General features: G+C 33.5%; 27 protein-coding genes. 12 read left to right on the top strand and 15 right to left on the bottom strand.

Features of this window, described 5'->3' with window-relative positions:
• On the bottom strand, nt 1–665 hold a 665-nt coding region (locus tag AC2JF8_RS07995; RefSeq protein ID WP_500762606.1), incomplete at its 3' end, for a replication initiator protein A.
• A gap of 531 nt (nt 666–1196) precedes the next feature.
• Here AC2JF8_RS07995 and AC2JF8_RS08000 point away from each other — a divergent pair.
• From AC2JF8_RS08000 to AC2JF8_RS08015, 4 genes are all read left to right on the top strand, one after another.
• A complete protein-coding gene (locus tag AC2JF8_RS08000) occupies nt 1197–1988 on the top strand; it encodes a ParA family protein (RefSeq protein WP_500762607.1) in 792 nt (263 codons plus the stop codon).
• An 86-nt stretch (nt 1989–2074) separates the two neighbouring features.
• Nucleotides 2075–2320 carry a hypothetical protein gene (locus AC2JF8_RS08005; RefSeq protein ID WP_500762608.1) on the top strand — a complete coding sequence of 82 codons (246 nt, stop codon included), beginning with the start codon at nt 2075–2077 and terminating at the stop codon, nt 2318–2320.
• A gap of 191 nt (nt 2321–2511) precedes the next feature.
• Nucleotides 2512–3087: a hypothetical protein gene (locus AC2JF8_RS08010; RefSeq protein WP_500762609.1), complete on the top strand. Its 576-nt coding sequence runs from the start codon at nt 2512–2514 to the stop codon at nt 3085–3087.
• A gap of 284 nt (nt 3088–3371) precedes the next feature.
• A complete protein-coding gene (locus tag AC2JF8_RS08015) occupies nt 3372–3458 on the top strand; it encodes a putative holin-like toxin (protein ID WP_500762650.1) in 87 nt (28 codons plus the stop codon).
• Between the two features lie 192 nt (nt 3459–3650).
• On the opposite strand, the gene AC2JF8_RS08020 is transcribed toward AC2JF8_RS08015, so the two are convergent.
• Nucleotides 3651–4244, bottom strand: a complete 594-nt coding sequence (locus AC2JF8_RS08020) for a recombinase family protein (RefSeq protein ID WP_500762610.1) — start codon at nt 4242–4244, stop codon at nt 3651–3653.
• 390 nt (nt 4245–4634) lie between these two features.
• Between AC2JF8_RS08020 and AC2JF8_RS08025 the strand changes: the two genes are divergently transcribed.
• The 8 genes from AC2JF8_RS08025 (at nt 4635) to AC2JF8_RS08060 (ending at nt 11745) form a co-directional block, all read left to right on the top strand.
• Nucleotides 4635–4886, top strand: a complete 252-nt coding sequence (locus AC2JF8_RS08025) for a hypothetical protein (protein ID WP_500762611.1) — start codon at nt 4635–4637, stop codon at nt 4884–4886.
• Between the two features lie 63 nt (nt 4887–4949).
• A complete protein-coding gene (locus tag AC2JF8_RS08030) occupies nt 4950–6569 on the top strand; it encodes an ATP-binding cassette domain-containing protein (RefSeq protein ID WP_500762612.1) in 1620 nt (539 codons plus the stop codon).
• A gap of 14 nt (nt 6570–6583) precedes the next feature.
• Complete coding sequence (locus AC2JF8_RS08035) at nt 6584–7432, top strand: McbB family protein (RefSeq protein ID WP_500762613.1); 849 nt, start codon at nt 6584–6586, stop codon at nt 7430–7432.
• An 11-nt stretch (nt 7433–7443) separates the two neighbouring features.
• The gene (locus AC2JF8_RS08040; RefSeq protein WP_500762614.1) at nt 7444–8058 is read left to right on the top strand and encodes a hypothetical protein; all 615 of its coding nucleotides are present in this window, start codon (nt 7444–7446) and stop codon (nt 8056–8058) included.
• Entirely contained in the window at nt 8048–9040 is a 993-nt protein-coding gene (locus tag AC2JF8_RS08045) for a YcaO-like family protein (RefSeq protein ID WP_500762615.1), read from the top strand. The genes AC2JF8_RS08040 and AC2JF8_RS08045 overlap by 11 nt, the downstream gene beginning before the upstream one ends.
• Nucleotides 9041–9059: 19 nt before the next feature.
• Complete coding sequence (locus tag AC2JF8_RS08050; RefSeq protein ID WP_500762616.1) at nt 9060–10076, top strand: hypothetical protein; 1017 nt, start codon at nt 9060–9062, stop codon at nt 10074–10076.
• Between the two features lie 16 nt (nt 10077–10092).
• Nucleotides 10093–10935, top strand: a complete 843-nt coding sequence (locus AC2JF8_RS08055) for a hypothetical protein (protein ID WP_500762617.1) — start codon at nt 10093–10095, stop codon at nt 10933–10935.
• Nucleotides 10936–10947: 12 nt separating this feature from the next.
• A complete protein-coding gene (locus tag AC2JF8_RS08060; protein ID WP_046331762.1) occupies nt 10948–11745 on the top strand; it encodes a SagB/ThcOx family dehydrogenase in 798 nt (265 codons plus the stop codon).
• A 204-nt stretch (nt 11746–11949) separates the two neighbouring features.
• Here the strand turns inward: AC2JF8_RS08060 and AC2JF8_RS08065 are convergent, their stop codons facing one another.
• The 13 genes from AC2JF8_RS08065 to AC2JF8_RS08125 all read right to left on the bottom strand — a co-directional run bounded on the left by AC2JF8_RS08065 (nt 11950) and on the right by AC2JF8_RS08125 (nt 24322).
• Nucleotides 11950–14220, bottom strand: coding sequence for a DNA topoisomerase (locus AC2JF8_RS08065; protein WP_500762618.1), 2271 nt, complete (start codon nt 14218–14220; stop codon nt 11950–11952).
• A 74-nt stretch (nt 14221–14294) separates the two neighbouring features.
• Nucleotides 14295–15080 carry a Fic family protein gene (locus tag AC2JF8_RS08070; RefSeq protein ID WP_500762619.1) on the bottom strand — a complete coding sequence of 262 codons (786 nt, stop codon included), beginning with the start codon at nt 15078–15080 and terminating at the stop codon, nt 14295–14297.
• A gap of 32 nt (nt 15081–15112) precedes the next feature.
• Nucleotides 15113–15745: a Fic/DOC family protein gene (locus tag AC2JF8_RS08075; protein ID WP_500762620.1), complete on the bottom strand. Its 633-nt coding sequence runs from the start codon at nt 15743–15745 to the stop codon at nt 15113–15115.
• Nucleotides 15745–16161: a helix-turn-helix domain-containing protein gene (locus tag AC2JF8_RS08080; protein ID WP_500762621.1), complete on the bottom strand. Its 417-nt coding sequence runs from the start codon at nt 16159–16161 to the stop codon at nt 15745–15747. The genes AC2JF8_RS08075 and AC2JF8_RS08080 overlap by 1 nt, the downstream gene beginning before the upstream one ends.
• A gap of 148 nt (nt 16162–16309) precedes the next feature.
• Nucleotides 16310–18604, bottom strand: coding sequence for a DUF3991 domain-containing protein (locus tag AC2JF8_RS08085; protein WP_500762622.1), 2295 nt, complete (start codon nt 18602–18604; stop codon nt 16310–16312).
• Between the two features lie 72 nt (nt 18605–18676).
• Nucleotides 18677–19024: a type II toxin-antitoxin system PemK/MazF family toxin gene (locus AC2JF8_RS08090; protein ID WP_046331757.1), complete on the bottom strand. Its 348-nt coding sequence runs from the start codon at nt 19022–19024 to the stop codon at nt 18677–18679.
• A gap of 8 nt (nt 19025–19032) precedes the next feature.
• Nucleotides 19033–19293 (bottom strand): type II toxin-antitoxin system PrlF family antitoxin, encoded by a 261-nt coding sequence (locus AC2JF8_RS08095; protein WP_500762623.1) that lies wholly within the window; start codon nt 19291–19293, stop codon nt 19033–19035.
• 65 nt (nt 19294–19358) lie between these two features.
• Nucleotides 19359–21116, bottom strand: coding sequence for a MobP2 family relaxase (gene mobP2, locus AC2JF8_RS08100; RefSeq protein WP_500762624.1), 1758 nt, complete (start codon nt 21114–21116; stop codon nt 19359–19361).
• Nucleotides 21117–21125: 9 nt separating this feature from the next.
• A complete protein-coding gene (locus AC2JF8_RS08105; protein ID WP_500762625.1) occupies nt 21126–21500 on the bottom strand; it encodes a hypothetical protein in 375 nt (124 codons plus the stop codon).
• Between the two features lie 74 nt (nt 21501–21574).
• Nucleotides 21575–21943 (bottom strand): hypothetical protein, encoded by a 369-nt coding sequence (locus AC2JF8_RS08110; RefSeq protein WP_500762626.1) that lies wholly within the window; start codon nt 21941–21943, stop codon nt 21575–21577.
• A gap of 423 nt (nt 21944–22366) precedes the next feature.
• Complete coding sequence (locus AC2JF8_RS08115) at nt 22367–23269, bottom strand: coiled-coil domain-containing protein (protein WP_500762627.1); 903 nt, start codon at nt 23267–23269, stop codon at nt 22367–22369.
• A complete protein-coding gene (locus tag AC2JF8_RS08120) occupies nt 23270–23680 on the bottom strand; it encodes a TlpA family protein disulfide reductase (protein ID WP_500762628.1) in 411 nt (136 codons plus the stop codon).
• An 18-nt stretch (nt 23681–23698) separates the two neighbouring features.
• A complete protein-coding gene (locus AC2JF8_RS08125) occupies nt 23699–24322 on the bottom strand; it encodes a hypothetical protein (RefSeq protein ID WP_500762629.1) in 624 nt (207 codons plus the stop codon).
• Nucleotides 24323–24329: the final 7 nt, after the last annotated feature.

The following is a 24329-nucleotide window of genomic DNA, read 5'->3' on the forward strand; positions in this document are numbered from 1 at the left end:
ATTTGGTGAGGCGAATATTTGTTCGAACTGAAGTCTAACTGAGTATCTTCATGTATCTTACTAGTATCTAAGTTAGTATTATATAAATACGGTCTCATTTCGGTAAGTCCGCTTGGCTCTAGGGTTTTCGGATTTTCTTGTCGGCGTCTCATTTCGGTAAGTCCGCTTGGCTCTAGGGTTTCCGGCGCTGATATTTTTTCTTGTCGGCGTCTCATTTCGGTAAGTCCGCTTGGCTCTAGGGTTTCCGGCATATTTTCTAAAAATTCTTGTTTAACGTATACATCTTTAGCAGTAACTTCAAGATCGGCCAAATAAAGGTGATTTGGTAAATTTTTCTTTTTTCGTGGATCAAATCCCATCTTTTTCTGCAAAAGTAATCCGGCTTGTTCCAGTTCTTTTTTAACTCTATTGATTTTGTTATTACTCCAATGCAGCAATTTATTCAATTCCATATTGGTGAAAATAAAGTAGACATGATTATTTTTATCAACCCAATTATTTTGCAAGCTATAGCTCAAACGGTTAAGTAAAACCATATAAGCAATTTTCGCACTGTCACTCATATGCTCATATGCGCGACCGTAAAGTAACACTTCGGGAAACTGTAAGTATTTTAAGCTATATGCTCTTTGGCTGTTGATGTAATTAAAATCTTGTGTGTTCATGGTTGTCAGTCTTTCTTTTTTTTATTTTGTCATGATTTAATTTGCTTTTTGATAAACAAAAAGTCGCAATAGTCAATTAACTATTGCGACAGTGTCTTTTAGTGGTTTCTTAATAATTTTCCTTGTACTTACTTACTTGTTTTAGTACGAAGTAGATGATATAATCTATTCATAAGAAAATTATTGATTGACTAGTTTGCGTAGTTAATCAACAAGGTTTAGCTGGAGTTGGCGCTCCATCTAAGCCCTTTTTTTTGATCTTTTTTATTCAGTTGTAAAGCTACAACACATAAAGCTTAAAGTAAATATAACAGTAAACGCTTTGATTTGCAATAAGCAATTTTAACTAAGTTGTATCTCATCAATTTGCTGATAATACAATATATTTATACTTATATTTATTATTGCAATTATAATTACAAATGCCATTGCAAATATATTTACGTGTGTTAAAATTAATATGATTATGAATGCAAGTATAATTGCAAATGCATGTACAAATGCAAATATAAGTGTAAATAGGAGGCAAATATGAAAATTGTAACTTTTTCCGCTATTAAAGGTGGTGTTGGCAAAACTACATTGGCATTTAATTATGCTGAATGGCTTGCTGCAAATAATAAAAATGTGTTACTTGTTGACCTAGATCATCAATGTAACTTATCACAAATTTATGATCATTATGATACAGAAGGTACCGTTGGAAATATTTTTCTTGGCACAGGCGAAGTAAATATTCATCAAATTAAACCGCATATTAGTTTAATAGTTGGTGATATGCACCTAGATGATATTGAAACGTCCATAGAAAATAAAACTAATAAGAATATGCTATTGTATATGTGGTTATCTGATAATTATGATCGATTCAATATAGCTGAGTACGATTTCATTATTATTGATACACATCCGGATTTTGCAACAGCTACTAAAAACGCAGTTATTATTAGTAATACGATTCTTAGTCCAATAACTCCAAGTGAGCACGGATACAGTGCAAAATTTAATTTAGAGGAAAGAATAGATGAGCTGCGAAAAGAAGCAATTGATTTTTCGAGTAGAAAATCTTACGTAACGGCAGAATTATATTTTTTAGCCAATATGGTTCGCCATAACACGAAATCATCACATGAGTTACTTAAAGTCATTAAAGATGATAGTAGGGTACTTGCTAAAATTCCTGAAAAGGAACTATTTAATAGATCCACATTAGATAAAACGTCGTTGTCGACAATGGCTAAGGATCATAAAACATATATAAAGCAGCGCCAATTTTTTGATGAAATTAATCAAATCTTTTCCCATGTAACCAAGGAAATATAAATATAATCACACATATAATTATAAATGTATGTATACTTGTTATTGCAAGTGCATTTATAATTGTAATTATAATAAGGAGAACAAAAATGGCTTTTGAACCAGATAATAAGAGTATAAAGCAAGCATTAAAAAGTAGCGAATTGAATAGAAGTAATATCAAGCAAAACATAGTAGTGCCAATGAAAAATAAAGTTGAGCAAGAGACTACTAAGAATTATACCTTTACGTTAAAACCAAGTATTCGGGAACAGTTAAGAAGGTTGTCAAAGCAGCACGGGTATAATTCAGACTCTAAATTCTTAAGCGATTTAATTACAAACATTAAAGACTAGGCCAATAAAAGTATTGGATATAGAACATATGGGCATACGGAAATATACCTATATGTTCTGGTGGTTTATTAAGCCTAATGAGCGATATAAATCCAAGTAGCATACTACTTATACATAAATGTAAGTATACAATCTTACATACGAATAACAAAGATTGTATGACATAAATTTAGCTTTGCAGAGGATATAAAATGATAACAAGAGAGAATTTAAAAGAGGCTGAGAAACTAAATAATTCCCTATTTTTGTGGCCATTTTTTTCCTTAACAGGTATAACCGTTGGAACTGCGTTTCTTATTTTGGCATTAAGCTACAGTACAGATCACTTGGTTACTACGATATTAATTAGTTCAGGTATCATTGTCTTTGTGCTGGTGGCTAGTATGCTATTAATAACATATAGAAGAAAGTTTTTAAAGCTCTTTAATAAAATGAACGACTTAGAAGCTAAGATTAAACTGATTTCTAAATCTAATAATGCTAAAAAAGAAAATGAACTGATTCTTCAAAAGGAATATTTCAGAGCGATTGTTAAATTAAGATCAAGACATTTTTTTATCTTTTGTGTCATAGCAATAGTAATAGTAATACTTTGTGCAATGTTGATAATAAGTGATTTAAAATGGCCGCTTGATCTTGATAAGGAAATTAAATCAGCAATTCTAGCCGTTACTAGCTTCGTTTCATATGTTTCAGTGGTTGCATATTTAGTTAGTACCTATAATGAATTTTATGAAATTTGTGCAGAATATTTCCTATTTTCCTGAGCCTGCAGTAGACATACTGTTTAAGTAAGAAAGTATAAGGGAACCCTTATTACTTCTTTGATAATCGAATATTATATGCTGTTAATATTCTATATAAGCCCTCGCAAAAGCAAGTAAAAGCCGCCTAGTATAAAAACTAAGCGGCTTTAATCGTTCTGAAACGAAAATATCTTTGCTATAATTAAAGAGAATTGATAGCAAATTGTTTTGAGGGCGGTTGGCTGTTTTTCCCAGAAAGGAGAGGGTGCTTATGGCACGAAATTCTTCAGAAAGGTTGACAGTCATTGAGCGTTTATCATGCGCTAGAATTAGCGCTGGCATTCGCCTCGTTTATTCTTGTCTTGTTGACTTATATCGACAAGCACAGATAAACAAACAAAAAGACCGTCCCAACAATAACTTTGACAGGTTATGAGACTGGTCTTTACGATTAAATTATAATCTGCCAACCGCCTTTAAAGCGGAGGCTTGATATTCAGAAGAGAGGTCTTGTTTTGGCAAGGCTTCTTTTTCTTTACAACCATATTGTAGCACGATCTGAAAAAATGGTGCAAGCAAATATCTTATTTATGAGTTATTCCATATTTTTTCCTATAACGCATAAAGGTAACTCGGTTAATACCGGTTAATTTGGCAACCTCAGTATCACTAGCTCCATTCTGATATAAATCAAAGGCATGTTGTAATTGCGGGTTGTCCTGATCAAATTTAGGCTTACGTCCGTGATAGCGCCCTTCTGCCTTAGCAATTTCGATACCTTGCCGCTGCCGCTCCTTGATACGCTTACGTTCACTTTCTGCCTGGTATTTGTATAATTCCAGGATCAGATTATTCATTAGCTGCCTCAGGTTCGGATCTTCAATACCACGAAGCGAAGGGAAATTTAAAATATCTAAAGTAGCGCCCTTGGCTTTGATTGCTCCCATGATTTTGGTCAAATCCTGATTGTTGCGCCCCAGCCGATCAAGTTCAGTTACGATCACAACATCATCTTCACGGATATAATCTAACATGTTTTGCAGCTGGGGCCGTTTAGTATTTGCACCAGACATTTTGTCACAGAATAATTTATCTACTTTTATTTTTTCCAATGATTCAATTTGCCGATCCAAATTCTGATCACGGGTACTAACTCTTGCATATCCAATTTTTGCCATTTTGTTATTCCCTTTTGAACATAGTCTAATGAACACTAGTAAAAGTTAGTATATCATATTTCTTTGAATGTTCAAAAGGGTACACCCAAATGTTTAAAAAATGTTTTTAAGTGAAGAAAATGGTTAGGAGATTGGTCAAGCAATTCGTAGCTATTTCAAAAAATTAAACAAACCAACTGGAGAGAAAAAATCCGATTGACTTCCAAAAAGCTATTTATATTGGGTTTTTAACTAAATTATTGCTTATAAATTAAAAAAAAATTTTAATATGTTGAATTTGTTAAATTAGCGTGTATAATATGGTCATATAATTTTAATTTTAATGCTGAGTAAATAGGGTTAATCAATAAAGGTTAGGTTGCATTTTAATGAAGAAAGAGGTTGATTTTTATGCCGGTAAATAAAGGAACAATGAGTAAAGGACCAGATGCTGGTTCAAATAATGAGTATGGTGTAACTTCAGTACAAAGCGGATATATGGAAACTAAGGGAATGTTCTGTTTTGGCGCTTGCCAAACAGAATGTCATGAGAGTTGTGGTAAAGAATGTGCTAAAGAATGTCATACAGCATGTTGGCACTTTTGTTCAGTAGGAAGTGATGATTTAGGTGCTGATACTGAAGTGCTAGAAATAATAATTTGATGTTAAAATCTGAATTTATATGGTAATACTGCAAATATAAAAAATTAAATTATAGGAGATCCTATGAAAAACTCGGCTTTTAAAAGAATATTTTCAGTCATAAAAACAGATTTATTTGTACAAGTAGTGGTAAGTGTACTTACCACTATTTTGCTAACTGGGGAACCATACTTAGAAGCAAAACTAATAAACACTATTGTGTATACTAAAAAAATAAACCAGTTTTTTTGGTTTGTATGTATTTTAGTTGTTGCAATGGTTCTCCAGTTATTTCTTTCATATTTCTCATCTAAAATTCAGTATTATACAAAAAATGTGAAGGAAGTTGGAATAATTTCCAAATTAATATCTAAAATTTATCACTTACAATCTGATGATGAACAAATTCAAGATAGTACATATTTACATTCCAGGATAAACAATGACGTTAATGAAATAGCAAACTTTATTTTAGGAGTATTTCCTACCTTTATAAGCAGTATTTTAACATTAATGCTAATTTCTTTATTTTTAGTATTTTTAGACTATAGAATATTTGTTGTTGTTGCTGTTTTTTTCCTATTGTATGCTTTAATTTATTTTTTAATAAAGCAAAAACTTTATAGTGCTTCAAAGCTAGTAAAAGAGACATATGATAAACTTTTTTCTGTTCGGAACAATATTTTTATAAATTATCTTCAAATTAAGGCTAAAGAAGCCTTGGACACGGAAATAATGAGAATGAATAGATCTGCAGATAAGATGTTTACTGCAATGAAAAATGATTTTAGATGGAACTATATTTTTTCTCTTGTAAAAATAATGGTTACACTGTTATTTCAAATATTTTTCTTTTTAATTGGCGGATTACTTGTTTTAGAAGGTAAGTGGCTTATTGGGACTTTTATGATAACTTTTCAGTACTTCAGTAATATGCTTAATAGTATTAATTCAATATTTATTATTGCTTCGGAATATCAGAATTATAAAGTGGCCAAATACAGAACTAATAAAATATTGAAAAAAAGTAATGAGCAGATTGGAGAAAAAAGCTTTAAAGAAGTTAAATCCATTGAATTAAGAGGCTTCAATTTAAAACTTGATAATAACGAATTATATAATGAGAATATAAACTTTGTTTTTAAAACTGGTAAGGTATATGGAATTGAAGGACCAAATGGCGTAGGTAAGACATCATTAATACTTGCAATAATCGGACTAAAGCGAGACTTTTGGGGTACGATAAAGATCAATAATGAAAATATTTCAAATATTAATTTACAAGAATTTAGAAAAAATAATATCAGTATTATGCTACAGCACGAAATTCCTGAAAGTATAACTGTAAACGAGTATTTACAAACTTACTTAACAGAGAAACAAATAGATGAATTACTTTTAAGTCTAAAATTGAAAGATAGTTTTTTTTCCTCTCAGTTTTCAATAGAAGAAAAATTAAATAAGAAAATGACAGAACTTTCAGGAGGAGAATTACAATTGATATATTTCTTTACAACTATAGTTAAGCCAAATACATCTGTTTTAATATTGGATGAACCATTCTCAAATGTAGCTAGCAAATTTGTACCTCATTTAATGAACATAATTAATAGAATTTCAGAAGAAGGAAAGATAATTTTTTTAATATCTCATGATAAGTATTGCTTGACAAATATAGAGCAGGTAAAACTCGAAAAGGCCTAGAAAAGGAGTTATAGATGAAATATGAAGTAGATCAATTTATATTATTAGATTTAGGCAAAGAAGGAAAAGGAATTCAGAATAGTAATGGCTTTACTATTCTGAAGGATAAAAGAATTTATGAATTTCTAAAGTCTATTGATTTGGAAAACAGATTAGAACTAACTGATAAAAGATTATCTGATGCTTTTGGCGATGAGAAAAAGGCAATAACCAATTTTCTTTTAGATACAAAGATAATTTCTAAAAAACCAATGATAAGCACTTATAATTCAATAAAAGTTTTAACGAACAATTTGTTATTGAAAGATAGTATTGAATTTAACAAAGAAGGGTCTTCTATTAAGTTTAAGTGCTCTGTTGTTGATAGCTCACAAGCGATCGTTGATAAAATAAAGGCAATGACATTTAGCAATGATGAATTAATTGTAGTTGCATTAATTCCTTTTGATTATATTGATTTTGTAAATATAAATGATAAATTGCAACATTTAAATATACCATATATGTTTTGCTTTTCATATAATTCACAGATTTATATTAGTAACATTCATAAACAGGATTGGTACAATCCATGTCCCAAGTGCTTTTTTAGTCAACTAGAAACTAGTATTAGAGGTTACGGTGACAATACGGCAAATACGACATTTCAAACTATTGTAGATTTGCTGTATGCAAAGAAAATAAAATTTGATCCAGATCTACCTGTGACATATCGCAACATTATATATTTGACCCAAAAGATACTGAGTTTGGATAAACAAAATATAGAAAGAGAGTCAGCGACAATAACAAGTATAAATTTAAATGGAAGTGTTTCGAGCGATGAAGCAGTACATTGGGAATTATGTGATTGCTTTGAATAAGGATGTAAAATATGGAAGATATAAGAGCGCATTTCAAAAAAATCTATCAATCTCAACTGATTCAGTTTGATCCGAAAAAATTTGCACACGAAAAGGAACAAAAAATTCAATACATAAAGACTATTGAATCACTTGAAGAAAAAGATAGGGAAGCTTTTTTAGATCCTAAAAAAGATATTGTAAATTTGAATAAATCAACATTAAAAATTGATAAGTTATTAGTATCATTACTTTCTTTTGCATTCTATAATAAAATAATAAGCTATTTCTTAGTATCGTTGGAAACAAAAAATGAAATCTTACCTGGTGGTTATTATTTTTTTACTGAGAAAAGATACAAGATAGATGGTTTAAATATAATTGAACTTAGTAAAATATTGGATAAAAAGTTTAACTATATTCTATTACCATGTATAAGCATGGATATAGTTGAATATTTTGGAATTCAAAGCTTTCAGTATGCTTTAAAACAAGTTGGGCAAGTGGAGGCCAAGGCTGCCAATTATTTTGGAGAAGAAAATGTATGTATGGTTAACGTAAATCTTAATAAATTATCTCATGCTGTTGGAATTAATGTTAATGGTATGCTTATTTTAGATGCGATAGGGATAACTAATGCTGTTTAAAGACTATAGTAAAAATTTTGTTTATACTGATAAGGAAATGAAAAATAAACTTCATGTAATTTCTGGCTCATTGAGTATGCGTAGGTCTGAAAATGTTGTTTTTCCATATATATCGTCAGCAGCCGGTAAAACCGAACAGTTATGTTTAAAAAAAATGTATAGCGAATTTCTAGAGAGAATGGATATAGGATTTCTTTATAATATTAGTGAAAACATGACATGTGTGAATTTGAAAAATGGTAAAATTAGCAACGATTATTTAAAATCAAGCCTAAGTTATTCTAAAAACTCTGTACTTGGATGTGTAGATTCGACAGGTACAGCAGCTGGAAATAGTGATTCAACTAGCATTATTAAAAAATCTATTTCTGAATTAATTGAAAAAAATGAGCTTTTTCTTTTTTGGTATTTTAGATCAGGGAGAAGGCTGAACAAAAGAGAAACTAATAAGTTTGAATTACTATGTGATATGTATAATATTAAGAATTATATGTTTGTTAGCCAAAACTTATCGAATTGGCCTACAGTAATTTGTATATCGGTAAAAGACAATAATGTTGTATCTACTGGTATATCTTGTCAAGAAAGCTTAAATAAAGCAATTGAAGGCGCGCTGGTAGAGTCCAAAATTGGTAGAACTTTAAATTTGTATCAAAGTGATACTATGTATAAGCATGACTTTAGCGATAAAGAAAGAATAATGGACTTTGTAGCTAATTGTAATTTCAAACAAAAATCTTATAAATTTAATAAATTATACTCCAATTACAATTTGAAAACGGTGGACTGGATTTCGGATATTAACATTAGCTTCGTAGGAACTAGGTTCAGAAGATCTGGAAAAGTTGTTACAGCTTTTTCTAATTCCCTATTAAAATGCTTACCGACAAAAGAGAACTTAAGGTACTCGGGTTCCGTACCAATAGTAAAAAAATATAATTATATGATAGATGATAGCGATATGGACTGTATTGTTAGCTAATTTATAGAAAGGTATCAAAATGGAAAGCAAATCGTTGGGATATACGTATAACTATGTGGTGAGCAAGTTTTTGAATGAATTTAATAATAAAAACTATGTTTCTTTAAATTATCCTTCGATAGGATGTAATGGCTCATCGAGCGATTATAGCTTTATGAATTCAATGTTGGGTAGTATAGGGGAAGTTTTTGAGAGACAAGCACTAACAAATTTTTGGGAGGTACAGATACCTCTAAAAATGCTGACATGTTTGAATATTAGCAAGAGAAGGATTGAAAGAATAAAATTTAGTAAAGAAAAATTATCATATTTATATGATACGTGTGGATTGTCGACATACACATCTACAGAACGCGCTCTCGAGAACTCATTAAGTGAATTTATAGAAAGACAATCATTTATTTTATCTTATTTATCTAAATCACCTGGATTTTTTTTGGAAAAGAACGAATCTTTTAAGAAGCTAGTTCCTAAACGTCTTCAATTCATGAATTTATATGAAATTTCTTTTATAAATTTTTACAAGGTTGTATTCGGTATAGGAGCTAAAAAGGGAAATAGAATATATATTGGCTTAGGTGCAGGCTATACTATAGAAGATGCATTGCATTCTTTTGTGAAGGAAGCAAATCCGTTTGAAACTGGAAAAAGCAAAGATTTTGTTAAAGACCTAAAGTATTTAGATTATGGTGATGTATTCAGTATTCTCGCAAAAGATAAAATATTAGCTGCATATGACTATCTTGCGGAGAGTCCAATAGTTAAAATTGATGACATAAATTCATGTAGACATGATAGATTACAAGTATTGGATGAACTTAAAAGTTATATGAAAAGCGATCTTTATATGACATCTTTTTTTTCAAAGAATAATAAGTACTGTCGTAATAAAAATGCGAAAAGTATAAAACTTTTCTGTTTAAACTGGTTTCCATCATTGGATCCTTCAAGTTTTAATGATGAAATTTATGAATATGTTGAACTTGTTACCGGGAAAAAATTGAATAGAAGAATAAATTTTATACCTTTCCCTTGATTTATAGGAGAAAAAATTGAAAAAGAAAATAATGCTAAACCCAATTACTAGATTTATTTCCATTTCAGAAAAAAGCATAAAACTTCAGCTAGAAGAAAAAATTTATGATTTAAAGGGTGAAAAAGTAGAGAAGTACTTTATATCCTTTTTTAAGTATTATGTTTCTCCTATCTCTATAACAGATTTAATGAATTTTATTAGTGAAAATATTAGTTTGTTTGTAGAAAAAGATTTTTTTCAAGTAATACAAACTCTTTCTCAATATGGGATCATTCTGTGGCATATTGATTCTTCTCAAAATAAGTATTTAACATCTAACGTAGCTTTCTTTGATTATACACATTCAGGTAATCTAAAGAAATTTTGTAAGGTATTGAGTGAGGCTTCAAAAAGCACATCAATATTGTTGAATTGTGATGTTATAGATGCTCCAACAGATCCCAATTCTATTTCATTTAATAAATATGATATTGTACTTGTATTAATTTGGGCGTGGTATCCTGTTTATGAAAATGTAATAACTACAATTTTAGCATCACTAGCAAAATATAATGCTGTTGTTTTGCCTATTGTTTGTAATGATAATTATTTTTCAATTGGTCCGCAAGTTATTGATGAACGAACAAAGCAATTAGCATATTTTGTATTGGATCAAGAGAAAATACGATATAGCAAATTTCACTATGATAACTACTATACGTCAGATGTTTTCTTTTTATCTAACTTGGCCAATGAATTATTTGAATTAACTAAAAAAATAGATGGTTCGGTAGACTCAAAGTCAAAAACTATAAATAGAATAATAACTAATAATTATTTTTCTGGGAAACTAAGTAACAAAAAATTAATAGATCTATAGAAAGAAAAAGAAATGGAAAAGTATAATGATTCATGTGAATTAACGAGAAGTGGTGTTCCCTTATTTAGGTTGTTTCACAATGAAACCAGCTTGTCAAATAATACTTCAGCTTCTTTTGACGCAAGTATTCAAAACGCTTTTGATGATGAGAACTTTATGCATGAGGTTCTGAATCAATGTAAAAAAAGAAAAAAATCACTAGGTGGTATATCATTGGATAAAGTTGAAGTGCCAAATAATAGCTTATTTGAATGCCTAGCTAAGAGAAGAAGCTGTAGAGATTTTTCAAAGGAATCCGTTTCCTTTAAAAAGCTATCTGCAATCTTATTTTTTTCGTATGGATTGGTTTCAGGAAAAGGTTGCACAGTTCCGTCAGCTGGAGGAGCTTATCCTATAAAGTTAATAGTTTGCTGTAATAAAGTAGATGGAATAGCAAAAGGTATGTATCAATATTCTTTTCAAAGGAATGAGCTGACCTTGCTGTCAAATAATATTGACTATAATAAGATTACTGGAAGCAAAGAATATGCGATAAACTGTGCATTTTCGATCCATTTTATCGCATCACCTGTCTTACAGTGCTATAAATATCAAGATCGTGGATATAGGTTTATGACATTAGAATGTGGACATATAGCTCAAAATCTTTCATTGGTTTCGGAGTATTATGGAATTGGCTCGGTTTGCTCTGGGGGTTATTTGGATGGAGAATTTATTAATTTTATAGAATCGATAAAAAATTTGGGTTGCTATAAAGAGGATATGTATTTGTATGAAATGTTTTTTGGTTATCCTTTACATATCAATTAGTAATATTGAATGGTTACTAAGATATATTCAAAAGCATCAGATGAGATACTGTCCTGTAGTAAAGAATTATCAAAGTCTAGTAGTCAACTTGCTAGGCTTTTTCTTGCATACTCAAGAGGGAAGTAAAGATGCCAGTAAGATAATAGTTTCTGGAAAAGCGATTGAACTAGACAACATCAACCACGTTGATATTCCTTCTTAACCCTATTTAATAAATTTGCCTTTAAAACCAAAGTGTCGTTTTCCCTGATAAACATATTTTTTAAGCTTACCGGACACCGTACATAATTTGCCCTTTGCGCTAGTAAAAGAAAATCTTATCTCATTGCCCAATAGCAGCTGAGTAATCTCGTCTGGACTAAAAGTGTGAGTGCTAAATTTCTTTTTGAATGAAACTTCTTTATTTGTTGGAGTAAAAATCCCAGTTACATATTCGTCACTTCTATCGGGAAATTCAGGCTTAAAGCCGATAAACTCATGATTTTTATAAGCTTGTCGTTCTAGTTTTCCAGTGATCTTGCCGTTAGGAGTAATAATCTGAATTCTTTGATCATTAAATAGTTGCTGCAACTCACTGTCACTGAAAGTGTAAGAGTTCCAAACTTTATTGATAGTGACTTGTTGGCCACACCAGATGCCGCTTGCCTTTTCTTTGGTTTTGTTTTTAGCTTCATAATCTGCCTTCATCTTCAATAACTTTGGACTAGCAGTTTTAGCAAGATTTGCAGCATTTCGCTGCTCAATTGGTAAGTCGTATTTAACTATTTGATTAATTAGAAATGGCACGTTGCGATAATCAAATTTACCTTGCTTAACCAAGTCCATTTTTTCTTGCAATCGTTCAGTAACTTTGGGGGAGGCAATCATTGTTCCAGTAGCAATTATTGCTTGCAGCAAACCCGGATAGGTCAGTGAATAAGTTTCCTTTGTATTTGTAATTAACGCATTTCTGCCTTTGGCAATCTCTGCTAATGTTGATTCTTGAGTAGCACCGTGGCCAATTCCATAACGATCTAAAAAGTTAATAATAAAACTATGTGTTGGCTTCTTGGGCTTAGGATTTTGGCCTTGGTAAACAATAGGGAAGGCTTCTGTACTAAATTGACGAACAGGGGTATCAGGCTTTTCATCATTTAATTCTGCGTCATCAAAAATTAATTTATAATTTTGGGCAATGGGCACATTAATTGTGCAGGTAAAAATTGGGTAGGCGGCAAGGTGGGCCTTCTGCTGTTCGTAAATACTGTCTTCTCCCAGAATTGATAAATAGGATTTAACTGCTGCGATATAAATTTCACGACCGCATTTGCCATACTCGCTTTCAATTGCGTCTAGACTGCTTGGCACGTTAATACCTGGTCGGTTGGCCCCGTGGGCAGCAGCTGTAACTAGATACTTTTTTCTAATGGTGCGGTGTGTTAATAGCTTAGGATCAATGCCTACTACACGTGCTATTTGGTCTGCTAATGGTAGCAGTTGATCAAATTGTGCTTGCGTGATTTTTCTATCTTCCGTTCTTGGATAAGAGAGGATATTATTTTCATACATCTTTTGATAAGTGGCCAAGAATGTTTCCGAGGAAAAGCCTTTTTTCCCGACCAAAATAGAAAGATGGCTTAAGTCTAGCAATGCAGGTGGTTGTTGGCGTTTTTGCTCCTTTGAATCAATGATTATCTGGCTGTTTGCATATTTGCTTTTCTCCATGGCAGCGTCATTTTCTAACGTAAATTTGTGATTCTCTGCCTCGTCATCTGTTCGTTTCAAGATATTTTGGTTATTATCTTGAAAGCGTACTTCGTAGAAGGGCTTTTTAACGTATTCTGCACGGGCTTTAAGCTGCTGGAATATCTTATCAATAATAGTCGACTTCTGCCGCCCAAAACGCATGGAGCGCACGTTAAAGCCTGCTTGACGGGCAATGCTCAGGGCAATTCTTGAGAGTTGCATAGAAGCGTAATCAAAGCGCTCACGCCCCAATGCTTCAAGATATTCACCCTGATTCATCTGGTCAGTAACATCTATTTTATTTAGTAAAGCGGTTTTGAAATTTTGTGGTGTCTCATCTGCAAAACGAATACGAAAGACCGTTTTTTGCCAATTAATAGCGTTAACAATTTCCCAGCCTAGCAAATCGCCTTCTCCAGAAGGATCATCATCAGTCGCAATGACAATTGCGTCACAGGGTAAGGCTGCGCTTTTGATATTGTCTAAAGTTTCTTGGTCGCCGGCTTTTACTTTTTTCTTCCAGTTAAAGTCAAATAGATTCCAGGGAAAATTGTTTAAATCGTCCCAATCACTATACCGCTCTTTTTTATCTGGACTTACCATATCTTGCGGTTCTTTTAACTCTAATAAGTGTCCGTGTGCGCCGGCAATAGTGTAATTGTCGCCGTTAAAATTACCATTGTAGCCGCCTAAGGCAGTTGCAAATGCTGCAGCTGCTGAAGGTTTTTCGGCCAGAATTAGATACTTCATATTATTCTCCTTTTATTTAACGCAAATAAAAAAGCCTAACATTTCTGTTAGGCTTTCTGTGTTGCTAATGCTAATTATGATAATTCAAATCCGTCATCATCTAACGTGTCTCTAAGTTGTTTAAATTCTGCAATATTCTTTGCTTGTTCTTCTGGAGAAATTTCCTTACCAATATTCTGTGAACGGGCACGTAAGTTAGGCTCCATGCCTTGAATGCCATGTTTATACGTCCAATCTTTCAATTTCGTCATATCATTAGAGAAGTAGTAATCGGCTAACATTTTCTGCCAAGTGGTCCAATGATCTAGCGGTACATTAATTAGCCCTGCTCCGTTATCAATCATTATCTTATTAGCAGCAATTGTGGCCGTTCTTTTATTACCATCGTAAAACATTTGTTGCCGCATATTGTGATACATCAGGGTCAATGCCTTATCGGTAGTGGTGCGCTTACTTGCTAGAATTGAATTCAAATAATGCTCTTCCTCTTGTTCGTCAATCATCGGTGGTTCAAAATCACCTCGGTAGGTACTTACACCGCCGGTTCCATTACGTAAGTAACCAGGGAAAGCGGCACTATCACGAGCAACAATTGTATTAATCTTTTTTTCTGTTGCTAAAGTTAAAGGCTCTTTATTATTAATTGTAAATTGCCAACCTCTTTTAAGCTGCACAATCGTATTAATATCGTCAATCGGTACACCGTCAACCCCCAAGCCGTCAATAATTGTTTGAGTTTGCGGCATAGTCGTAGTCAAACCCTCAAAACGTGAATTAGTAAAAACGAGTTTGGTTAGATTCGTTTTAGCAAATCGTCTATTTTCTTCCGCTGTTAAGTGAAATTTGTCTTCGTAATCCAATATTTTTTACCTCAATATCAATAATTATAGCTTTACCGTTCCAAGCCGTCTTGATCAAGGTCAGACAGTTCTTGCCGTTGTTTGAGTAGTAACTGTTTAAAGGCTGCTGCTCGATCAGGCGTGTCTTCAACTTTAATCAATTTAGCAATTCGATCAACATCTGCTTCTTGCTGGGCAGCAATCATTTCATTGTTCTTTCGTGGATAATCAAGCACCTGGTGGTGATTAGCAGCATAGGCTAGCATGAACACTTTACAGCTGCGACCGTTGCCTTCTCTAAACGGGTGCATAAAATTAATTTCATCAATCAATTTTGCATAATCCATTGGGGCCAATGCGCTTTTTCGTGGATTGTTTTTGATTAGATTATTAATACTTCTTTCGGCAAAACCAAATCGCGTATGATCAAAAAAATCAAAGCCATTCTTCTGAAAATTACCTGGTCGGTATTCGCCTGCCCAATCATACAACTCGCCGAACATGATTTTATGAATCTTCTGTAAATCGCTTATATCGTCTATGTGCGGCTTCTTCATTAAAAAAAGTGATGCATTCCTTGATGTAATCAAGTATTCTTTTTTCTCGAGTTCTTTTTGATCGTGGATATGCAGCTTATTCTTCATCGTTCCGTTAGAATATAGCGTTTGGCTAATCCAATCACTCATTAATCTTTACCCCAAATTTCATCAATCCTTTTAAGCTCTTTGGGATCAGGATTAATTACAGAATCTAAAATGTACTCAATATCACTTTTTTCAGGGTTCCACCCCTCTAAATGACTTGCTTCTACTACTCCCCTTATTTGTTGATACATAAATTTATCTGGTATAACCACTCCTTGAATAGACTGGTTCTCATCGTTAATGTCTAAAATATATGCCTTTGGTTGTAACATGTTTAATAGATCGCCCGGTCTTTCATCTAATCCCGCAGCAACTGCATTTAATACTCTAATTGACCATGATTCAATGGGTTTGTTAAGGGCGTTACTCAATGTTGTTGTGGGGACATTCGTTTTCTTTGAAATATCTCTAATAGTAAGGTTGGCATTGTTTAATAACTTTGAAATTGCTGCATTCATTTTTGGTAATCTCCCTCATAGTTTAGTTAATTATATTATACCATATTACGAACAAAAAATTCCATAAATGGGATTAAATATGAACTAAATCGGAGAAATGAAAACCATACAGGGGGCGCGAATATAACGATTTTTATGTAATCTAACGCTAATCACGTTCTAGCCCCTCTTCTGCTAATACTGCCTGCATTTCTTTCTGTTGGTAAACAACTTTAGCAAAATCTTGTCGAGCCGTTGGCGAAGATAGGTCAATTTGGTTAAGTTTATTTTCTGTTTTAACAGGCCGTTCTTTAGGGACTAGTTTGTTCTCCCGTTTTTCTTTTTGCTGGCTAATTTTTGCTAAATTTTGCTTTTCAGTCGGCGTAAACAGATCTCTTTGCTGCGCTTTTTCAGTAGATAACTGGGCTTGGTTCTCTTCTCTATCTTTGTTCCTTGCTATCGGCTCTCGCTTTTGATCCTCATCAATGAAGTTGATAATTTTGTCTGCTGCTTTAATGGAACCATCTAGAACTTCCGCTTGCAGCGTAGAAGTCAGTTGACGTAACTTTTGCCCATTATTGGTCCAACCAGCAATGTAACTTACAGTGTCATCATGGTTGTTAATCCCATAATTTTTAGCTACCAAATATGAAGTTAGTTGTGCTTGTAATTCTTTAATTGGCCTAATTGACGCTGCTGATTCCTTACTTTGTGGAATAGTGTGTAACAAGGCGTGCCCTAATTCGTGCATTAAAGTCGCGCTCTGCTCGCTAGGTGTATTATTGGGGTTGAGGTAGATCGCTCGGTCTTTAGGAACAGTTACCCCTTTAGCTACACCAAAATAGTTACTGTAATCAGCTTCAGATATGCTTCGATCCACCTTAAACCCAATTTGCTGTGCAAATTTATCTAGGCGCTTATCGAGGTACTTTTGATTAATTTCTTTGTCTATGTCAAAGTCAACGTGTCGGTTAGGATATAATTCCGGATACTTGTCTTTGGGCATTGTAGTTTGAGTAATATCAAAAACATTACCAGCGGTAAATGCTAATTTTTTTCTAACTGGTAGTAAGCCTGCTTTGATTTTGGCCCGTTCGTCCTTTGTCGCATATTTTAGTGGTACTAATTTATCTTTACGATAGAATTCTTTTATCTCAATAGGCACTAAAATTTTGATACCTTTTTCGCCTTTTTTCACGGAGTAGCCTAGAGTTTTGAATTTTTGAAAACTCCCGACCGCCAATGCTCCCGGTCGTTGCCTTTGGATTAATAACCGATTTCGTACTGAATAATCATGGAAACGATCTAAAAAGTCTAGTAACTCTAATGTTTTTACTGGATCTACTAGATACGAGCTAACATCTTTCATTAAATTGGCCACCGGTGTTTTAACTAGCTCTTTAGGCTCATTGGGTAGGGCTTCATTACTAACTTTTTCTTGTGCCTGATCCATCTGTTGGGCATTTTTATCTAAATTTGACTGTTCCGTCATATTTTTTAATTGATCATTCCAGTCTTTGCCAAATTTTTTGCTAGGCTGGGCTGCCTTTATTGGGATATTCTTACCTAAATTATTAGAGAAACGGTATTCCTGCATTTCCTTCACAAAAGCGTCGCCGGCAGCGTCATTATCCACGCCCAGCGCAATGGACTGTATACCCAGCCCTTCTTGCGCTAATTGAGTATCTGTAATGGTCAAATAGTGATTAGCAATATGGGGTTTTAGCCCGTCTAGAGCTATAAAGCGAGTATTTTTAAAACGATCTGGTGCAATTTGATAAAAAGACATTGCGTCAATGGGTGCTTCAAAAAATCTGACGTTTAATGGCTTACCAATATCAAAATACCAGGCTGAATGAGGTGCGGTATTTTGATCGATAATTTTAAACGTTCCCCGTTTAGGATATTTATCAAAGTTAATGTACGTCCCCTGCTTACTTGCGCCAATTATCTTACCGGTAAATGGATCCAATCTTTTGAAGACAACGTTGTTCTTTTTATCTTGCTCCAAATAGTTGTGCTGGTGCAGCCAATCTACTAATTTTGGTGAGATTTTGCGTTCATTAACCAAATAGTTTTTAGCTTGATCAATACTTTCTGTAATTTGAGTTTGGGGATAAACATAAGGTGTATGTTGCTCTTCGGTCATTGTCTGCTGACTTGGGTCAAATAAACCTACTTTATTGGCTATGTTCCTAATTTTGGTATACATTGCTTTTTTATCTAATTGTTGATCGGCAAAAACATATCCTTTAATGAAGGACCACCCGCCTACACCACCTATATGGCGTGAATTTTGATACCAGGCATTTTTAGAACGTGTGATTACTAAACTATCATGTTCAACCCCACGATACATGCGGCCTTCATTGTGTAATTGAATTCCCAAAGCGTCACATAAATCTACAATGTCTGCATTATAGATTTGGTTGTACCAGGAATTGGCTTCTTTTTGATTAGTCATATTTTTTCCTTTCAAAATAAAAAACGCTTAGTCATACAACTAAGCGTTAAATTAATATTTTTGTGTTTTAAACTAATAGAATTGACTAATAGTTTTGCTGATTTGTTTCATTTTCAAGCTAGATAACTTTGTTTCTAACTTTCCCCCTATCCTTTGTGTCGGGTCCACTGCCCGTGTTTGCTGCAAAAGTGCTGTCCCGTGAATATTATCCTTGTCAATCGGAATAAACATAGGAGATTTAATATATTTTTCTTCAGTTAAATATTTAGCCGATGTACTGATTGGTACAGCAATTACCGTATTAAAGATTCGATTGTAATTGTTATTGCTAACAATTAAACACGGTCTTTTATTTTGCGTTTCAGTACCCTTCGCAGGATCAAGATCAAGCCAGATAATATCTCCCTGTTCTAATTTCATTAGTTAATTTATTCTCCTTTCGTGTCTTCCCAGTCAAATTTCGAAACGTCAACGCTGCCATATTGTTTTGCCTGTTCGTCTACTACGTCCCACAGCCCTTTATGCAGCGTGGAAATCACTACCGTATTATTTTCTAAAATTTTCCAACTAATCATATCAGTTGCTTTAATTCCTAAAAAGTTACGAATTATTTTGGGAATCGTAATTTGATTTTTAGCAGTTAGGGTAGATATGGTTACTTGTTCTTCTTCATCTGAATTTACCCACATAGCATTTTCCTTTCTTAAATAAATAGAAAAAGTAAGGCAAAAGTAAGGCAAAAATTTTTCTATTTTTAGCGGCGTTCTTGTTCCATACTAATTGCCTGTTGCGTTCGCTCGTAAGCACTAAGAGCTTGCTGCTTTTCCAGTGTCGTTAAGTTTTTTTCGCATTGCCGTTTGATTCGATTAAATACTACATTGCTGGCTTTTTTAGTAAGCAGCGGCCTAATTGCTTTATTTAGGCTGTTCTCCAGTTCTTTTTTACGCTTATAATCTTTTTGTTTTTTAAAATTCAATTCCTGCCAATCATTATAGGTGGCGTGTGCTTTAAATTGCTTATTGCGGCGTCTGCGGCGTACATTATTTGGGCTGCTTTGATCAAAATTAGCCTTACTTTGTGCATTATCTTGTTCGATCGCTTTAATTTTTTGCAGCATTGAATTTCCAATTTTAAATGTTTGCCCCTTGGTATTAGGCCCATTTTGGTTAACGTCACGGGTGCCTTGCTGTCTAAAATGATTAACATTCTGATCAATTACCTTGATCTCTTTTAACAGAGCGTTGCCAGCGCGCCGCTTTAAATCTTCCCATTTTTTGGCCGCTTCATTATCATGGTTATTTCTAGCTTGACCGTACATTTTCTGATAATGTTCCCGGTAATCCTGAAAAAGATTATTCCATTTCTGGTAACTAGGATTGTCTTCCATAACCGTATCAACCAGAGTAGTTAACGTTTGCCGTTGTCCGCTATTAAGATTAGCCCAGCGCCATTTATTCCGGTCTTCAGGCAATGCTTGAATAAAATCGTTCAAGTCACGTTGAAAATTTGGTTCTTCAAAAGACTTCGTGAAAGCTTCTGTCATACCCTTAGTAATTTCATTTCGGCGTAAATTCATTTCCTTTAATAGGCCGGTAATGTCAAACATTTCATTCGTAAATGCACTTTTCATTGCCTGGATTGTACTTAATTTGCGCCAACCCTTAGGTTCAACATGGACAACGCCGTCTTCATCTTTCCATCTTTTTAATGGTCGAGAATTGGCTGCCTCTACAATGCCAAAATGGATATGGATATTATCAGTATTACGGTGGATTGCTGCTGTCCAAAATGGATTATTTAAATTCTCTTTTTCGGTTAGCGTATCCATCATTTTTTTACTTGCTTTTCTAATTCCTGCTTCATCAAGGTACCCTGTCGTTGGATCAAAAACTCCCATCTTTCGTAGATATTCATTGTCAAACGAAATTACATCTTGCCAAAGGATTGAATTGTTGGCCTGGGCCGATCTCATTTTGGCTCGGATATGATCAAGATCGCCTAATTTAATCGTATCTTGATCGCAAGAAAAGTATCCTTGCAGGATTTTATCCTTACCAATTTGTGGTGCGTCATAGTTATTTGCAGCCTTTGTAACACGTTCCAGTTCTTTAGCTTCGGTAGCTGATAACCCGTTAGTTTTTTCTTTATTGGCCAGCGCTTGTTTTCTCATCATGTAGCCAATGTATTTGCTATAATCTTGACTGCTAAGTTCTATAAAACTGGTCTTGTTTAATTCTGCAATGCTGGCTTTAGTTAATTTTGAATCATCATTTGTCTGTGAATAATGCTTGCTAATAGTTACTAGGTTAGGGTCATCTTCACTGCTTAATAAAACTTTTCTTTGCAGATACTCGGTTTCTTCCTCCGGGGTTAGATAGGATAACTTTTCTAACGCTTCCTTACGTGCCATATAGTTGGTTCCATAGCTGCCATAATTTTTCCCTTGCCCTAGGCGAGCATAAACAAAATCACTGGTTAAAATAATGTATGGTGTTTGCTTTGTTTGAACCAATATAACCACCTACTTTCTGTAAGCTTTTCTTTCCTGTGCATTTTTGATTTTTTTATCTACCAAGTTCATTGCAGTTTCTTCAAGATTTTTGCTAACACCGTGACGAATATAATTTAAATCTTTGATGTAACACAACTCACCAATCATTTCATTACCCAGCTCAACGTCTTTGTCCGTTGCGCTTAACCGTAACAATACTTGTTCTAATTTTTCCAGAATCAGTTCATCGTGTTTTGTCTTTTGATAATTACTAATTGCGACATGAATTACGTCGCCAATACTTGAAATTTTAGGGTCTTCTCGCTGTATCTTTTCAATTAGTCGCCAATCATCTTCTTTAATACGTATATGCTTTTCAAGCAATTTATTTTTCTCTTGTGACATGTTTTTCCTTTCTTTCTTATGTTGAGAGGAGCATTCTACGGTTAAGTTTAAAAACTAAGTGATTAGTTGGTGACTTAATGACCGTATAAATCATTTTTCTTGTTGTCTGATATACCTGATAAATGTTCGACTAAGTTAATCGCATCAGTCGGGTTTCCAGTCGCTAAACTGATAATTATTTGTTTGAACAGTTCAATTTCTAATTCATGAAGTTCAATTTCATGTTGCAATAAAATTTTATATTTTGATCGCTCGTAATCTTCTAATGCAGAATCAACTTGGTTCGTAATAATCAACTTAATGTAATCATTGCGGCTTAACTTTATCTTTCTATTTGAATTAAGTTGGTCAACCTGTTGGTCAAGTCTGGCAACTATTTTCTCAGGAACATTTCTAACTAAAATATCAGCCATTGCCCCTGCCGTCCTTTCTAAAAAATCCAAACACGTTCCTGTTTAATCTGCTCAATGTGGCAATTTTGCCGTTTCTATCAATTTATTCTGCCTGATTCACAAAGTCTGAGTGAAGAGCATAAGGGAATCCTGCTATCACTTACCAAAGGTAAGTGATTAGCTTGGCGGTGCCAAGCGGATTCTGGACATTTGCCCTTGATATCACTTTCTCTCTAAAAGCTCCCTACTGTGGGATAGTCAAAAAGCCTGATATAACAGTAAAATCCCAAATCTGGGTTGTGAAAATCCCTATTGTGGGATACCCCCTGCCCTGAAATGGGACGATCCTAAAAACGTTGATATATCAGCATTTTTTCCGCTTTTTCGCAAAAGGTTAAGAATTGCTATTTTCCTATTTTTTTATTTAAAAAGGTGATCTTAAAGATCACCCTTTTTGTATTTTTACTTGGCTAATTAGTTCGTAATTGTGACGTGATTAATCCGATCTTGATAGTCAGTAATCTCTTTTTTAAGGCTCTTAATTTCCTTATTTTGTTCTGCAATGTCTCCCTCAGTATCTTGGATTTGATCCTGTAAATCACTCTTATTTTGCTTTAAAGCACTTTCCAATTTGTCGTTTAACTTGGCCAATAATTTGTTATCTTCGGTAATGATATTTTCTTTTTCTTTTATCTTTTTAGCCAATTTAATCAATTTTTGTTGATAGTTTCTAAGTGCAAAGTCTTTGTAATTTTGCTCATAGAATTGACTTTCATGGACTGATAGATTAGTTTTTTCAGGTACTTGGCCTTCTTTAATGTAGAACGCGAGCGTGGAGTTTTCACAATCAGTATTAAGCGCCGACTTGATTTTTTGCGGGGTAATATTATACGTTAAAAGCCCATAACCAGGCTTAACATTTTCAGTGATCACAACTATGTAATGATCATTAACCCGGACAATTTTAGTAGGGTACCTTTGGATTTTATTATTCTGAATAAGATACTTAACGTCATACTTAATGTTAGCCAAGTTGCGATCTTCAGAAGCATTGTCAATATCATTTTGATCACCGATAAAAAACTCGCTGACCATCAAATGCGTATCTGGATTATAATTGCTTTTAACCTTTTTGATCGTTGCATTCTGCGTAATATTATTACTGCCAAATGTTTGTGGTATTGTATATCGATTGTTTTTTGTCATAAATAGGGGGCCAATCATTCCTACTAAAATTAAGCCTACAAAGATTATTGTGTGCTTTATATATGTTTTTCGATTCTGATACGGGTCTTTTGGTTTATATTCTTTTTCTTCAGTCTTAATTCCAAATGTTTCTCGAAATCGATTCATTAATTCTTCAAGATAATCATTCATCTAATCACCTACTTTGGGTATTTTTTGTGTTATAAATTTTTTGATACTTTTAAGATCTGAACCTGTATAGCTGCTAAGAACCTTTCGCTGCTTATTAATTAGAATAAAAGTTGGAACAGCTTTAACATGATAAACTTGGCGAGCTTTACTATGATTCATTCGATTATTTACATTAATAAATTGAATTGGTGATCCTAAATCTTTTAAGACACTGACCAGAGGGAAAACATGTTTACAGTCTGGACAGTTGTCACGATAAAAGAATAAAACTGACGTTTTCTTTTTAATTTGAACTGCTGATCGATCAACTCGCTCATGTGTAATATGACCTTTTTCAATCGACCAAGCACCCCAAAGTATTAAAAAAAGACTAGCTAAAATCGCTAGTCTTCTTATTATTTTATGGAACATTATCGTCCTCTTTCTATCCTAATCTGCATGGGTGAAGTTAAATCCAAGCAGTGTAAATTGGATAAACTTATTAATATTGCTATCGTATTTGAAAAGATACCAATCTGTTTTATTGCGCTTACCAACAAAATTAATCGAAGATTGAACTGAATTTTCAGCAATTACTCCCGAATAAATACCGTGATTGTCGGCAGAACTTGTATTAAGTTCCATATTGATATGCTCAACTACATTCTTAAATTCTTTAGTTTCTTTAATTGATTTTGAATTTAAACCAGTCTGTATAAGTGCTGCATTTGTCGCATAATGTGGCAAATTTTTGTTACGAATATCTAAATCTGTTTGCGTTTCACCGTCTTTCATTGTGTACAGCAACTTGAAAAGTGCTTGACCGTTGTTTTGCATTAATTTTATTTCGTTTTCTTGCTTTTCATTGATCTTGGCCACTGGATCATTCTTGATCTTTTGCTTATGTTCAACAGTAGCAATATTATCTACTTGTTTTTCTTTTTTAGCTAAAGTTACTTTAGCTGCGGCAACTCGTTGATCAATTTGCATTTGCTGCATTTTGAAATATCCAGTTGCTCCCAGTCCAGCTATTGCGATCAAACTTGCAATAGCAATTTGTATTTTGCTTTTCATTAGTACA

Source organism: Lactobacillus sp. CA30L, assembly GCF_059900845.1.

What these genes read in the sequence shown, in the direction of transcription:
- AC2JF8_RS08000 (WP_500762607.1), top strand. Translation starts at nt 1,197, where the DNA reads ATGAAAATTGTAACTTTTTCCGCTATTAAAGGTGGTGTTGGCAAAACT.
- AC2JF8_RS08005 (WP_500762608.1), top strand. Translation starts at nt 2,075, where the DNA reads ATGGCTTTTGAACCAGATAATAAGAGTATAAAGCAAGCATTAAAAAGT.
- AC2JF8_RS08010 (WP_500762609.1), top strand. Translation starts at nt 2,512, where the DNA reads ATGATAACAAGAGAGAATTTAAAAGAGGCTGAGAAACTAAATAATTCC.
- AC2JF8_RS08020 (WP_500762610.1), bottom strand. Translation starts at nt 4,244, where the DNA reads ATGGCAAAAATTGGATATGCAAGAGTTAGTACCCGTGATCAGAATTTG.
- AC2JF8_RS08025 (WP_500762611.1), top strand. Translation starts at nt 4,635, where the DNA reads ATGCCGGTAAATAAAGGAACAATGAGTAAAGGACCAGATGCTGGTTCA.
- AC2JF8_RS08030 (WP_500762612.1), top strand. Translation starts at nt 4,950, where the DNA reads ATGAAAAACTCGGCTTTTAAAAGAATATTTTCAGTCATAAAAACAGAT.
- AC2JF8_RS08035 (WP_500762613.1), top strand. Translation starts at nt 6,584, where the DNA reads ATGAAATATGAAGTAGATCAATTTATATTATTAGATTTAGGCAAAGAA.
- AC2JF8_RS08040 (WP_500762614.1), top strand. Translation starts at nt 7,444, where the DNA reads ATGGAAGATATAAGAGCGCATTTCAAAAAAATCTATCAATCTCAACTG.
- AC2JF8_RS08045 (WP_500762615.1), top strand. Translation starts at nt 8,048, where the DNA reads ATGCTGTTTAAAGACTATAGTAAAAATTTTGTTTATACTGATAAGGAA.
- AC2JF8_RS08050 (WP_500762616.1), top strand. Translation starts at nt 9,060, where the DNA reads ATGGAAAGCAAATCGTTGGGATATACGTATAACTATGTGGTGAGCAAG.
- AC2JF8_RS08060 (WP_046331762.1), top strand. Translation starts at nt 10,948, where the DNA reads ATGGAAAAGTATAATGATTCATGTGAATTAACGAGAAGTGGTGTTCCC.
- AC2JF8_RS08065 (WP_500762618.1), bottom strand. Translation starts at nt 14,220, where the DNA reads ATGAAGTATCTAATTCTGGCCGAAAAACCTTCAGCAGCTGCAGCATTT.
- AC2JF8_RS08075 (WP_500762620.1), bottom strand. Translation starts at nt 15,745, where the DNA reads ATGAGTGATTGGATTAGCCAAACGCTATATTCTAACGGAACGATGAAG.
- AC2JF8_RS08080 (WP_500762621.1), bottom strand. Translation starts at nt 16,161, where the DNA reads ATGAATGCAGCAATTTCAAAGTTATTAAACAATGCCAACCTTACTATT.
- AC2JF8_RS08085 (WP_500762622.1), bottom strand. Translation starts at nt 18,604, where the DNA reads ATGACTAATCAAAAAGAAGCCAATTCCTGGTACAACCAAATCTATAAT.
- AC2JF8_RS08090 (WP_046331757.1), bottom strand. Translation starts at nt 19,024, where the DNA reads ATGAAATTAGAACAGGGAGATATTATCTGGCTTGATCTTGATCCTGCG.
- AC2JF8_RS08095 (WP_500762623.1), bottom strand. Translation starts at nt 19,293, where the DNA reads ATGTGGGTAAATTCAGATGAAGAAGAACAAGTAACCATATCTACCCTA.
- AC2JF8_RS08105 (WP_500762625.1), bottom strand. Translation starts at nt 21,500, where the DNA reads ATGTCACAAGAGAAAAATAAATTGCTTGAAAAGCATATACGTATTAAA.
- AC2JF8_RS08115 (WP_500762627.1), bottom strand. Translation starts at nt 23,269, where the DNA reads ATGAATGATTATCTTGAAGAATTAATGAATCGATTTCGAGAAACATTT.
- AC2JF8_RS08120 (WP_500762628.1), bottom strand. Translation starts at nt 23,680, where the DNA reads ATGTTCCATAAAATAATAAGAAGACTAGCGATTTTAGCTAGTCTTTTT.
- AC2JF8_RS08125 (WP_500762629.1), bottom strand. Translation starts at nt 24,322, where the DNA reads ATGAAAAGCAAAATACAAATTGCTATTGCAAGTTTGATCGCAATAGCT.